The sequence below is a fragment of the Nocardioides sp. genome, from assembly GCF_014360585.1.
Classification (GTDB): Bacteria; Actinomycetota; Actinomycetes; order Propionibacteriales; family Nocardioidaceae; genus Nocardioides.
The window spans coordinates 1-12,778 of record NZ_JACIXG010000050.1; the positions used below are offsets into that span (position 1 = coordinate 1).

The window sequence follows — 12,778 nt, forward strand, 5'->3', positions numbered from 1 at the left end:
GGGGGCTGCCGTTGCCCCCGCACGGGCTGCACCTCGTCGATGTTCGGATCGATCCCGAGATCGAGGGGACGCGCGCTCTCGGCCCCAACGCGGAGAAGCGACTCGGACTGGCGTCAGCCGGATCCATGTGATGCCGCTCACTCCCGGCCGTCATCCGAACTATGCTCACGGCGTGGGCACACAAGGGCAGGTCTGGAAGATCACGAGTCGTCAGAGCCTCATCGCCGGGTTGACCCTCGACCAGCTGTTCACATTTCAGACCATCGGCCGCGCGGGCTCGTTCCGCGCGGCCGCTGCTGAGCTCGCACTCACCCAGCCGGCCGTCTCCCAGCGCATCCGGCATCTCGAGCGTCTCCTCGGCTGCACGCTGCTGGAGCGGCGCCAAGGAGCTCGCTCGGAGCTGACCGCGGCCGGTCGAGAGATGATGACGTTCGCCGACGAGATACTGGCGCGCACCGACCTGTTCCACAAGCGGCTCGAGCAGATGAAGGACCTCAGCAACGAGTCGACCCTCACCGTGGTGAGCGACACCGACCACATCAAGCACCTCCTGGTCGAAGCCGTCGCCACCATGAAGCGGGTGGCCCCCGGGGTCAACGTCGTGATCCGCCACGCGCCGTCGCGCGACGCCTGCGTGCGTGCGCTCGAGGACGGAACGGCCGATCTGAGCATCTGCCGCGCCCCGGGCCCCAGCGGTTTCGGTGTGCTCGGCACCATCGAGGAGCGTATGTACCTCTACGCGTCCCCAGATGACCCCATCCATGCCCTTGACCAGCCCGAGCGGCTGGAGTACCTGGACAACGCGGACTTCGCCACCTTCGCAGAGGGCATGCGGAGCCGTGAGCTGATCGAGCGCTGGGTGAAGAAGATGGCCATCGCGCCACGCGTGGTGCTGGAGTCACGTGGCCTCGAGGCGATGCGCACCTACGTCACCCGTGGCCTCGCCCTCGCGATCCTGCCCGACTTCTGCGTCGTGGAGGACCAGCGAGCCGGCCTCCTCGAGCCCGTTCAGATGGTCGGCCTGCCGTTGGTCCGTGGAGCGGTCATTCTCACGCCACCTGGCGGCGAGGCAGCTCACCACGCACGCGTGTTCGTCGACATGCTGCCCGCAAGGGTCGATGCGACGTTGGCCCCCGCGCCCACCGCTTCTTCTGGCTGAGCCAGCGATAGCGGCGTCCCGGCGGAGCTGACCGGAACCACGTGTCTGGTCTCAGGCCTGCTGATACACCGAAGCGCCCGCGTCATGGGATCCCATGACGCGGGCGCTGTGGTCTGGCAACTGTGCGGATCAGGCAGGGGTGCCGGCGGTGGTCAGTATTGGATCGCCGGCTTCGCTGTCGTCCTCCTCGCCGGGCTTGGTCTGTTCGGCCGGGAACCACGTGAGGTGATCGGGCGAGAGCGAGAGCATCTGCTCGGTGCCGATCGAAGCGGGCGGAGATGTCGGCCCACTGACGGTCTGAACCCGGAGGTCGACGTTGCCGGCCCGGTAGCGTCGTTCGAACCGAGATCCGAGGAACTCGCTCGTCAAGAGCGTCGTCCGGATCTGGTTTCGTCCGAGAGGCCTCGTCGGGTCGTCGTCGATGACATCGACCCACTCGGGCCGGAACGCGACCGAGATCTGCTGCCCGTGCGAGGGCCGGGGAGCGCCGGCTGCGAGCGCCACCTCGAGGACTGTGCCGTCGCCAAGAGTCGGGAGCGACACGGTGAAGAGGTCCTGCTCGACTCCGGTGACGGTGCCGTCCAGCACGTTGGCGTCGCCGACGAAGGTCGCCACGAACCCGTTGGCCGGTCTGTTGTACAGCGACCACGGGTCGCCCACCTGCTGGATGAGCCCGTCGTGCATCACCACGACGCGGTCGGACATGGACAACGCCTCGGACTGGTCGTGTGTCACGTACAGCACGCTCGTACTCGTGCTCTTCTGGATCTGGCGGATCTCATCACGCATACGTGCGCGCAGCTGCGCGTCCAGGTTGCTCAGCGGCTCGTCCATGAGCACGAGGCTCGGCTCCGTGGCGAGGGCACGGGCGAGCGCGACCCGCTGCTGCTGGCCGCCGCTCAGGTCGGTGGCATAACGGTCCGCGAAGGCCTCCAGGCCCACCAGGTCGAGCATGTCGCCCGCCTTCTGGCGGGCCAGACGCCCGTCCATCTTCTTGGCCTTCAACCCGTACATCACGTTCTCGAGCGTCGTCATGTGCGGCCACACCGCGTACGACTGGAAGACCATGTTGATGTCGCGTTTGTTTGGCGGGACGTTGGTGCCGCCGCCGAAGACCCGTCGCCCGGCCAGCTCGATGTCGCCGCCCGACGGCGTATGCAGGCCGGCGACGCAGCGCAGAGTCGTGGTCTTGCCGCAGCCGCTGGGCCCAAGCAGTGTCACGAACTCAGACCTTCCGATGGTCAGGTTCAGCTCGTTCACCGCCACCGAGCTCCCGTAGCTGGCTACGAGACCTTTGATCTCCAGGTCGAAGTCGGCCTGGCTGGCTTTGGCAGGGGCTTGCGCGTTCTTCTGGTTCATCTCAGTTGACCTCATCATCGGTTGGCGTGCTCAGCCGCGCTTGTACAGGTTGCCGGGGCGGAGAATGATCATGGCGAGCGCGATCCAGATGATCATCAGTGCTGTCTCGATCAGACCGACCACGGCAGCTGCCGGAAGCGAGGCCTGGGAGGCGTAGTTGAACGACAGGATCGAGAGGAGCATCGTGTCCGGCGTGTAGAGCAGGATCGCCGTATTGATCTCGCGGACGGTGAAGAGGAACACCATGATCAGGGCTGCTGAGATCGACGGCTTCATCAGCGGCAGCAGCACCGTCCTGATGGCCTGCGAACGGGTGGCACCGCACATCCTCGACGCCTCTTCCAACGAGGAGTCGAGCTGAGCGAACCCGTTGCCCGTCACCCGGGTGGCGTGTGGCAGGTAGGAGGCGACGTATGCCACCACCATGATCGCCAGCGTGCCGTAGAGCGGGGTGCCGAGATACATCGCGAAGACACCCGTGGCGAACACGATCCCGGGCACGGCGAGGGGGGACATCGCCACTGCGTTGAGCAATCCTGAACCTCGAAACCGCATCCGCTCCGTCGTGTACGACGTCAGCGTGCCGACGAAGACGGCCAGCAACGCGGTGGCCGCGGAGACCACCACGGTGTTCATCAGCGCGGTCTTGAGCTCCGGCTTGGCGAACACGTCGCTGAACACCGCGGTGGTCAGCTCGATGTCCTCGAGGTTCGTCGATACGCTCAACGAGCGGAGCAGCAGCGCCGCGTACGGAAGGATCGTCGTGAAGAGTGCGTAGGCCACCAGACCGACGACCAGAACGTGCTTCCAGGGGCCGAGCTCGATCTGCTTGCGGGCACGGGACTTGCCCGTCACCGTGACGAACTTCGACGACTGCCGCATCCCCCGCTGGTAGAGCCACAGACCGACGATGCTGAGCAACACCAGCATGGTGCCCAACGCGGCTGCCAGAGCGTGGTTGGACGGGTAGCCGCTGGTGGCGCGGTACACGGTCACCGCGAGCGGCCGGAAGTCCATCTTGGCGCCGAGCAGCGCCGGCACCGAGAACATCCCGGTCGCACTGATGGTCACGAAGATGACCGAGGAGAGCATCGCGTGCTTGACGGCCGGGAGCGTCACGCGGAGCGCGGTCTGCAGGGTGCCTCGCCCGTTGATCTGGGATGCCTCTTCCAGGCTCGCGTCCATGTTCTGCAGGCTTCCGGACACGAGAAGGTAGCCGTAGGGGACGTAGTGCAGGGCGAGGATGATGACCAGCCAGTGGAAGGTCATCACATCGATCGACACCCACGCCGGCAGGTTCGCCGCTTGGGCCAGCTGGTTCAGCAGGCCGGTCTTGGGCGCGCCCAGCTCGAGGAAGGCCAGCGCGCCGATGAAGGGCGAGAGGAACAGCGGCGCGATGACAACCAGCTCGAAAAGCCGCTTGAACGGGATGTCTGTTCGTGCGATGGCCCAGGCGAGCGCCGCTCCGATGGCGGTCGCGATGATGCCGCACGCGAACGACATCGCCATGGTCTCACCGAGAACCCGCCAGATCGCCCAGTTGCCGTAGCTGTCCCTGATCCCGTCCAAGGTGAAGGTCGAGATCGGATCGCGGGCGTTGTCCGCGACGGCGGCGACGAAGACGAAGACCGTCGGCAGGAACACCAGGATCCCCAAGATGGCCACCAGAGCCGCGATGAGCAGGCGACCGGGAACAGGGGTCGAGCGGCGACGACCCTTGGCTTCTGGAACCGGGTCCGCCGGCTGGTTCTCCCGGTCGAAGGTCATGACCGCCATGTCGTCTGGTCTCCTTCGTCGTTCTTCATCGTCGTCACCTTCCGTACTGCGAGATCAGTCTTCGACCCGGACCCGGCCGACACCGGACTCGAACTCGACTGTGGTGCCGTACTCGGCCGACAGCGTGCGGAACCGCTCGATGACCCGCTCGCTGTTGGCCTGGTCTGCGAGCATCGGACGGCCCTCGGTGAGAGGGTGCTCGACCGACTTGCCCGTCGATCGGGTGATCTTCGCTTCCTTCGTCACCTCACGGCCCATCTCGACAGGGTGGAGGGTCACGTCGGTCAGGCGGCCGTCGCTGAGATGCACCTTGATGATCGCAGAACTCCACCAGGTCTCGGACGGCCCGTCCAGGCCCGGGTGGAGCGGCCACATGTCGGGAGTGAGCGTGCCGATGCGGTCGATGTCGTGACCCCAGGTCTCGTAGCTGTCGGACGGAACGTGCTCGAGGAACTCGGACTGGGCGAAGAAGTTCCCCAGGCCGTAGAAGATCGGCTTGCCGCGGTAGATCTCGACCCCGAGGGTCTTGTGCCAGCCATGACCGACGAAGATGTCGGCCCCCTCGTCGATGGCGCGGTGCGCGAACTCGCGCACGAAGGCGGGCGGCTCGTCTCCGCGCGGGCCCTCCGAGATGTTGAAGTGGTGGGCGACCATCACGACGTCGGCCATGTTCGCCGCCGACCGGATCGAGCGGAGGTTGCCCTCCAGGTCGCCGGCGTGGCAACGGGTCTCGATGCGGTAGCCGTCGGACTCCTTGAAGACCAGCTCGCCGGCCGAGGACTGACCGCCGGGCAGGGTGTACTGGAACTCGTCCTCGGCCAGGACCCGCCCGGTCTTGCCCGGGCCGCACTGCGCGCTCGTCCGCAGGATCCGCAGGCTCTCCGCGGACTCTCTCAGGCGCGCCGCTGCCTCGGCCGGCACGTGGTAGGTCCATTCGCTTCGAAGGGGGTTGATCCCCGGGCGACCGACCATGGTCTCCTTGGGGCGACCGGCCCACTCGTGCGGGCGGTTTCCGGAGCTGACCGAGATGAGGGCCATGCGGCCCGCTGGGGTCTCGACATAGACAGGCGCGCGGGCATCGTCGAGGTCCTGGCCCGAGCCCGCGACCGCGATCCCGGCGCCTCGACAGGCGGCCAGCGTCGAACTCAACCCCTGCTCACCGAAGTCGAGACTGTGGTTGTTGGCGGTCGACATCACATCGACTCCCAGCCACTTCAGTTCGGGAGCCAGGGCCGCCTCCGCCAGCATGTAACTGCCGAACCAGTCGCCACGGCCCGGGTGCAGCTCACGGTGGTCGCCGAGGTTCATCTCGAGGTGGGCATAGGTGGCGTCCGCCTCGTTGAAGAGCTGCTGGACACCGAGGAACTCGGCCTCCTGGTGCTTCGAGAACGGGCGAGTCACCATGCACTCGCCGGCGATGGCGATCGACCAGTCTGCGGGGTTGGTCATGATCCTGACACTTCCTTCCGGGGTGATTTCGCCGCACCGGAAAGGGGCGTGCAGCGACTGTTTCCAACTTCTGCCCCGACGCTAGGTGACCCACGTCACTCCCAAAAGTGCACACTTCATGCTCAACCGATAACTCACGCTTATCTCCCTGCGCTCCACGCTCACTTCCGCACCAGAGCCACACAGGCGACCCCGACCGCGGTGATCACCCGGCAAGTGAGCATGACGGCTAACGGCCGACGCCCGGGCATGACATGCCTGATAGTCGAGACGTCGTCAGCGCGGAGACGCGGAGACAAGGCGAACGCGAGCAGCACGAGCAGGCTAAGTCGAACCGGCGTACCCGCGATCTCCTCGCCGCGGCCCGACCGACACCGGTCATGGTCAACGACACGATGCCGACGGTGCTGCTCCACAGTGGCACCGCGGCACGCAATGGGCCGTCGATGCCGCTCACGGGCCGCACGACGAGGTGGCTCAGCGCATCGACGACGGCGTCGCCGTCTGTCCCGGCGAGGGGCGCCGGCTGATGTGGATCGGTCGTGGACTCTGGTCCGACCTCGACCCCTACCAACGGTTCCACGAGGACTTCGGTGCGGTGTTCGTCTGGTCGATGTATCTGGCGATCGCGGCGGACGGCTACGTCCGCTACGGCCCCGATCCGCTCCGGGCGCTCGCGGCCCGGTTCATCCCGTTCCGACCGGACGCGTTCACCCGGCCGTACTCCCCCGACTGGTCGTGAACCTCGCCCTTCGCCTGCTCAGGTCAGCCCGAGCAGGCGAAGGGCGTTGTCCTTCACCAACAGGGGGTAGACCTCGTCCTTGATCTCGAGCTTCTCGAGATCGGCGAACCAGCGGTCGGGGGTGATCACCGGGAAGTCGGAACCGAAGAGAACCTTGCGGCGCAGCGGCCCGTTGAGCTGCTTGACCAGCTGCGGCGGGAAGTACTTCGGCGACCAGCCGGACAGGTCGATGTGCACGTTGGCCTTGTGGGTGGCGATCGAGATCTGCACGTCGACCCACGGGACGGCGGGGTGCGCCATCACGATCTGGAGGTCCGGGAAGTCGGCGGCGACGTCGTCGAGCAGCAGCGGGTCGGAGTAGCGCAGCTTTATCCCGCGTCCGCCGGGGAGGCCGGCACCGATCCCGGTCTGGCCGGTGTGGAACAGCGCGACCACGCCGAGCTCCTGCAGGGTCGCCCACAGCGGGCCGTGCTCCGGGGCGTTCGGGGAGAAGGCCTGCAGGCCGGGATGGAACTTGAAGCCGCGTACGCCGTAGTCCTCGACCAACCGGACGGCCTGCTTCACTGCCGTCTCGCCCTTGCGCGGATCGACCGAGCCGAACGGGATCAGAACGTCGGCGTGCTCGGTCGCCCGCTCGGCGATCTCCTCGCTCGACAGCGGCGGATGGTCGAGGCCGGTGGAGGCGTCGACGGTGAAGATCACCGCCGCCATGTCGCGCTCGCGGTAGTAGGCGGCGAGGTCGTCGACGGTCGGGGTGCGTGGGTGGTCGCCGCGGAAGTACGCCGCCGAGGCGTCCATCAGCTCCTGATCGAGCGAGAAGTGACCGTGGTGGTCGGACTCGACATGGGTGTGCATGTCGAGGGCCCGGATCTTGTCGGTGTCGATGTGGGGCTCATAGCGGGTCTGAACGGTCATCGAATGGCTCCTTTCGGGGTGCCGTACAGCTCGCGCACCCGGGACTTCAGCAGCTTCCCGGAGGCGTTGTGCGGGATCTCGTCGACGAAGGCGACGGCCTTGGGGATCTTGTAGCGGGCGAGCCGTCCGTCGAGGTGTCTCAGCAAGTCATCCTGGGTCAGGGCGGAGTTGGGGCGGCGTACGACGACGGCGCGGCCGACCTCGCCCCAGCGCTCGTCGGGGACGCCGATGACGGCGGCCTCGGCGACGTCGGGATGGGTGTAGAGCGCCTGCTCGACCTCTGCCGGGTAGACGTTCTCGCCGCCGCTGATGAACATGTCCTTCACCCGGTCGACCACGTAGAGGAAGCGGTCGTCGTCGAGCACCGCGACATCCCCCGTACGCAGCCAGGGCCCGTCGAAGGCAGCCTCCGTCGCCGCTTCGTTGTGCCAGTAGCCGGGAGTCACGTTGGGGCCGCTGACGTGCACCTCACCGGCCTGGCCCGGAGCCGCCTCCTCGTCTCCGGGCGCCATGACGCGTACGTCGGTGAAGAAGCAGGGGGTGCCGGCCGAGCCGAGCTTGTCGAGGCCGTCGCCGGCGCGCAGCATGGTCGTCCCCGGGGAGGCCTCGGTCAGGCCGTAGCCCTGGATGATGTGCAGGCCGCGGGACTGCCAGGTGTCGAGGAGTGTGCGCGGGATCGGCGCACCTCCGCTCAGTGCCGAGCGGAGGCTGGCGAGGTCGGCGGTCGCCCAGTTCGGCTCCTGGGCGAGGGCCTGGTACATCGAGGTGACGCCGAAGAGAAGAGTGACCCGCTCTCGCTCGATGGTGGCGATCGCGGCGGCCGGGTCGAAGCGGGCCGCGATGAGGGACGTGCCGCCCTTGAGGAAGGTCGGGAGCAGCACCTGGTTGAGCGCGGCGGTGTGGAACAGCGGGGCGGTGACCAGGGCGATCTCGTCGGAGCGGACGTCGACGTCGACGAGCAGGTTGAAGGCGTTCCAGGCGATGTTTCCGTGCGTCAGCATCACGCCCTTGGGGCGGCCGCTGGTGCCGGAGGTGTACTGGATCATGAAGACGTCGTCCACCTCGACCTCGACGTCGATCCTCTCCTTCGACGGCACGGCGAGGGTGTCGAGCCCGTGGCCACCGGCTGCGGTGAACCGATGGCTCGGCAGCCCGAGGGCCGCGACCGCCTCGGTGGAGACCGCCTCGTCGAATTCGTCGGCATGGATCAGCAGCGCCGGCTCGGCGTCGGTGAGGATCCAGGCCAGCTCGGGTGGCGCGAGCCGGGTGTTGAGCGGCAAGAAGACGGCGCCCAGCCGGGCGGTGGCGAAGAGCGTGACCGCGAGCTCGATCGAGTTCAGGCCCAGGAAGGCGACCCGGTCGCCTGCCGCGACGCCGCGGGCGCGCAGCCCGTGGGCAACCGCCTCGACGAGGCGGTCGACCTCGGCGTACGTCACCACCGCGTCGTCCTGCACGAACGCCCCCGCGCCAGGGGTCATCCGGGCCCGGCGGGCGGGCCACGATCCGATGCCACTGTCCAACATGTCGATCCTCGTTCCTCTCGTGGGCTCAGCTCGTGGGCTCAGCCGAGCCCGAGGTCGGTCTTGATCTCCAGCAGTCGCCGCAGGGCCTCGTCACGGCGCCCGACGAGCTCCTCGGCAGAGGTGCCGTCGAGCTCCTCGTCGACGCCGTCGACCAGCTTCTCGACCAGCCCTGCGGTGAGCACCGGGTGACCCAGGTCGTCCCACCACTCGACCATCGGCGGGCCGAGGTGCTCGAGCACGTGCCCGAGCCCGCCCGGGCCGCCGGAGAGGTGCTGCGTCGCGAAGGGGCCGAGCAGCGACCAGCGCAGACCCGGGCCGTCGGAGATCGCGGTGTCGATGTCGGCGACCGAGACGATGCCCTGGTCGACGAGATGGTAAGCCTCGCGCCAGAGCGCGGCCTGGAGCCGGTTGGCGACGTGCCCGGGCACCTCGCGGCGGATGTGGATGGGACGTTTGCCCAGGTGGCGCAGAGTGTGCAGGGCCGCCTCGACGGCCTCCGTCGACGTCGCGGCGCCGCCGACGACCTCGACCAGCGGCACCAGGTGCGGTGGGTTGAACGGGTGCGCGACGAGCACCCGCTCCGGATGATGGGTGCAGGCGTCCTGGAACGTGCTCGGCATCAGGCCCGAGGAGCTGCTGGTCAGCAGTACGTCGGGGGCGGCGGCGTCGTCGAGCGCGGCGAAGATCTCGCGCTTGACCTCGAGGCGCTCGGGTCCGCTCTCAAGCACCAGGTCGGCCTCGCGTCCGACCTCGGCGAGGCTCTCGGCGAAGCGAAGCGTGCCAGCGGACTGTGTTGGTCTCGACACGCTCGGTCGCAGGCCGCCTCGCGGCTCGACCAGCGGCGGGGCAGGGAGCTGCGCGCGCAGCCGTTCTTCGGCGCCGCCGGCCGGGTCCCAGGCGATCACGTCGAGCCCGTGCTCGAGCCCGAGCACCACCCAGCTGACCCCGATCGCGCCGGTGCCGACGACCCCGAGCGTACGAACGTTCTCACTGCTTCTCATGACGTCCTCCTGCTCAGCGCGCCCGACGTCGCCAGCGCGACGAACGGGTCGAGGGACGCCGGGTCGGCGAGCGCGTCCCGACTGGCGACGTCCTCGAGGCGTACGCCCTGCAGGATGCGTTTGGCCGGCAGCTCGAGCTTCTTACCGGTGAGGTTGCGTGGCACCGCGGGCACCTCGATGACCTGGTCGGGGATGTGCCGCGGGGAGAGTGCCGACCGCAGCGCGCGGACCAGTCGGGCGCGGAGCGGGTCGTCGAGGCGGGCGCCCTCGTCGGTGACCACGAAGAGCAGCAGCTCGCCGTTGCCTCCGTCGGGGTCCTCGAGATGGACGACCAGCGAGTCGGCGATGCCGTCCACCTCCTCGGCGACTCGGTAGAACTCGGCGGTGCCGAGGCGTACGCCGCCGCGGTTGAGGGTCGCATCCGAACGGCCCGCGACGTGGCAGCTGCCGTTGTCGTGGAAGAGGATCCAGTCACCGTGGCGCCACACGCCCGGATAGTGGTCGAAGTAGGCCTCGCGGTAGCGGCTGCCGTCATCGTCTCCCCAGAACCCGACCGGCATCGAAGGCATCGGCGAGGTGATCACCAGCTCGCCGAGCACGCCCGTGACCGGGTGGCCGGACTCGTCGTAGGCGTGGGCGTCGACTCCAAGGCAGCGGCCGGAGATCTCGCCTGCGTAGACCGGGAGCAGCGGGTTGTTCTGCACGATCCCGGAGCAGACGTCGGTGCCGCCGCTGCCGACGTTGATCTGAGCGCCCGGGAGCTGGTCACGAAGCCAGGCGTAGCCCTCTGGAGGGAGCGGCGCTCCGGCCGAACCGAGGACGCGAACCCGCAGGTCGAAGCCGGTGCGGAGGTCGACGCCCTCCTTGCGGCAGGCCATCACGAACCCAGGGCTGGCGCCCATCACGGTCGCTCCCGTCTCGGCCGCGAGCCGCCACTGCCACGCCAGGTCGGGGTGCATCGGGTTGCCGTCGACCATGACGATCGAGGAGCGGAGCAGCAACGACGAGACCAGGGCGTTCCACATCATCCAGGCGGTCGTGGAGAACCAGAGCATACGGTCCTCGGGCCCCATGTCCCAGGACAGCCCATGGTTCTTGAGGTGCTCGAGCAGGACGCCGCCGTGGCCGTGGACGATCGCCTTCGGCCGACCGGTCGTGCCGGAGGAGAAGAGCACCACCAGCGGGTGGTCGAAGGGCACCGACTCGAAGGCGAGCTCCGCGCGGTCGTCCGCGCCGAGCAGGGCGGTCCAAGAGAGTGCGTCGTCGGCCCGATGTTCGCCGTACTCGACATCGACCACATGTCGCACCGACGGCAGCTCGGCCCGGATCTCGGTCACCTGATCGCGCCGGTCGATGTCCTTGGCGCCGTAGCGGTAACCGCCGGCGACCAGCAGCACGACCGGCTCGATCTGGGCGAAGCGGTCGATCACGCTGCGCGGACCGAACTCGCTGGCGCAGGTCGCCCAGGTCGCACCCAGGCTGGCGGTGGCGAGGTAGGCGACCAGGGCCTCGGGGATGTTGGGCAGATAGCCGGCGACGCGGTCGCCGCGGCGTACGCCCAGCCTCGTCAGCGCCGCCCGCGCCCGGGCCACCTGGTCGCGCAGGTCGCCGAAGGTCAGCTCGACGTCGTCACGTGTCTGCGAACGGCCGAGCACGGCGACCCGGTCGAGGTCCTCGTCGGTGCCGAGCGCATGCTCGGCATAGTTGAGCAGCGCCCCCGGGAACCAGCGCGCCCCGGGCATCTCCCGAGAAGCCAGCACAGACTCGTACGAAGCGTGCGCCTGCACTCCGAAGAACTCCCATACTGCCGACCAGAAGCCGTCGAGGTCGGTCACCGACCAGCGCCACAGCTCCTCGTGGGTGGTCATCTCGAGGTCGCGCTCGCGGGCGAGCCAGGCCAGGAACTCACCGACACGGGAGGTGGAGAGCACGTCCGCCGGCGGCGTCCAGACGACATCGCCCTGCTCGATCTGCTGCTGGGCCGGCGCGCTCACTGGTCGGTCACCTTCGCGGCCCGTCCGGCGAGGAAGTCCTGCATCCGGCCCTTGGCGTCGTCGGTCCCCTGCGCGATCGCGGCCATCAGCGACTCCATCAGGAAGCCGTCGCGAGGGTTGGCCTCGGCGATGCGCGGCAGCGCCTGCACGACGGCGAAGTTGGTCTGCGGCGCGTTCTGGGCGATCCGCCCGGCCAGCTCGAGGGCGATCTTGCGACCGGTCCCGTCGGCCACCGCGTACTGGCTCAAGCCCAGCCCCAGCCCCTCCTGCGCGTCGTAGCGACGGCCGGTCAGCATCATGTCAGCCATCCGGGAGACCCCGATGAGCCGCGGGACGCGCACCGAGGCACCACCGCCGACGAAGAGCCCGCGTTGCCCTTCGGGCAGGGCGTAGAAGGTGGACTCCTCCGCCACCCGGATGTGCGCCGCGGCGGCGAGCTCCAGCCCGCCCCCGACCACGGCGCCCTTCAGCGCCGCCACGACCGGCACCGGCCCGAACTCGATCTTCTCGAAGACCCGGTGCCACATCCGCGAGTGGCTGACCCCGGCAAGGGTGTCCCGCTCGGTCATCTCGGCCAGGTCGAGCCCGGCACAGAAGTGGTCACCGTCCGCGTCGATGACGACGGCGCGTACGTCCGGCTCGAGGTCATCGAAGAACCGCTCGATCCCGAGCACCGCCTCGTCGCTGAGCGCATTCCGCTTCGCGGGCCGGGCGAGAGTCAGCACCGCGATGTCGTCGACGCGCTCTGCCCGCAGGGCATCGGGCAGGGGGGTTCCGGGCATCATGAACTCCTCGTGATTGACAGGAATCCTGATAATCTCAGAAATGAGAGCCACTCGCAAGCGCTGCAAGCGTCGGCA

10 protein-coding genes are annotated in these 12,778 nt (G+C 68.4%); 2 read left to right on the plus strand and 8 right to left on the minus strand.

Going from position 1 to position 12,778, the window contains the following annotated elements:
- Positions 1–172 precede the first annotated feature (172 nt).
- Positions 173–1,159, plus strand: coding sequence for a LysR family transcriptional regulator (locus H5T77_RS16470; protein ID WP_292651013.1), 987 nt, complete (start codon positions 173–175; stop codon positions 1,157–1,159).
- 129 nt (positions 1,160–1,288) lie between these two features.
- Here H5T77_RS16470 and H5T77_RS16475 read toward each other — a convergent pair whose 3' ends face one another.
- Genes H5T77_RS16475 through H5T77_RS16485 form a run of 3 tightly spaced genes read right to left on the minus strand, consistent with a single transcriptional unit; the run spans position 1,289 to position 5,743 of the window.
- Positions 1,289–2,518 carry an ABC transporter ATP-binding protein gene (locus H5T77_RS16475; protein WP_292651015.1) on the minus strand — a complete coding sequence of 410 codons (1,230 nt, stop codon included), beginning with the start codon at positions 2,516–2,518 and terminating at the stop codon, positions 1,289–1,291.
- A 30-nt stretch (positions 2,519–2,548) separates the two neighbouring features.
- A complete protein-coding gene (locus H5T77_RS16480) occupies positions 2,549–4,294 on the minus strand; it encodes an ABC transporter permease (RefSeq protein WP_292651016.1) in 1,746 nt (581 codons plus the stop codon).
- 54 nt (positions 4,295–4,348) lie between these two features.
- Entirely contained in the window at positions 4,349–5,743 is a 1,395-nt protein-coding gene (locus tag H5T77_RS16485; protein WP_292651017.1) for a CapA family protein, read from the minus strand.
- Positions 5,744–6,215: 472 nt separating this feature from the next.
- On the opposite strand from H5T77_RS16485, the gene H5T77_RS16490 reads away from it, so the two are divergent.
- Positions 6,216–6,485, plus strand: coding sequence for a 2-hydroxyacyl-CoA dehydratase family protein (locus tag H5T77_RS16490; RefSeq protein WP_292651019.1), 270 nt, complete (start codon positions 6,216–6,218; stop codon positions 6,483–6,485).
- An 18-nt stretch (positions 6,486–6,503) separates the two neighbouring features.
- Here the strand turns inward: H5T77_RS16490 and couO are convergent, their stop codons facing one another.
- From couO to H5T77_RS16515, 5 genes are read right to left on the minus strand one after another with little or no spacing between them, the layout of a single operon-like run.
- Positions 6,504–7,400 (minus strand): 4-hydroxyphenyl-beta-ketoacyl-CoA hydrolase, encoded by an 897-nt coding sequence (couO, locus tag H5T77_RS16495; RefSeq protein ID WP_292651021.1) that lies wholly within the window; start codon positions 7,398–7,400, stop codon positions 6,504–6,506.
- Entirely contained in the window at positions 7,397–8,923 is a 1,527-nt protein-coding gene (locus tag H5T77_RS16500; protein WP_292651023.1) for an acyl-CoA synthetase, read from the minus strand. Before H5T77_RS16500 ends, couO begins: the two co-directional genes overlap by 4 nt.
- A 38-nt stretch (positions 8,924–8,961) precedes the next feature.
- A complete protein-coding gene (locus H5T77_RS16505; protein ID WP_292651024.1) occupies positions 8,962–9,924 on the minus strand; it encodes a 3-hydroxyacyl-CoA dehydrogenase NAD-binding domain-containing protein in 963 nt (320 codons plus the stop codon).
- Positions 9,921–11,918, minus strand: coding sequence for an acetoacetate--CoA ligase (locus tag H5T77_RS16510; RefSeq protein ID WP_292651026.1), 1,998 nt, complete (start codon positions 11,916–11,918; stop codon positions 9,921–9,923). The genes H5T77_RS16505 and H5T77_RS16510 overlap by 4 nt, the downstream gene beginning before the upstream one ends.
- On the minus strand, positions 11,915–12,700 hold the full coding sequence (locus H5T77_RS16515; protein WP_292651028.1) for a crotonase/enoyl-CoA hydratase family protein: 786 nt from the start codon (positions 12,698–12,700) through the stop codon (positions 11,915–11,917). The genes H5T77_RS16510 and H5T77_RS16515 overlap by 4 nt, the downstream gene beginning before the upstream one ends.
- Between the last annotated feature and the right edge of the window lie 78 nt (positions 12,701–12,778).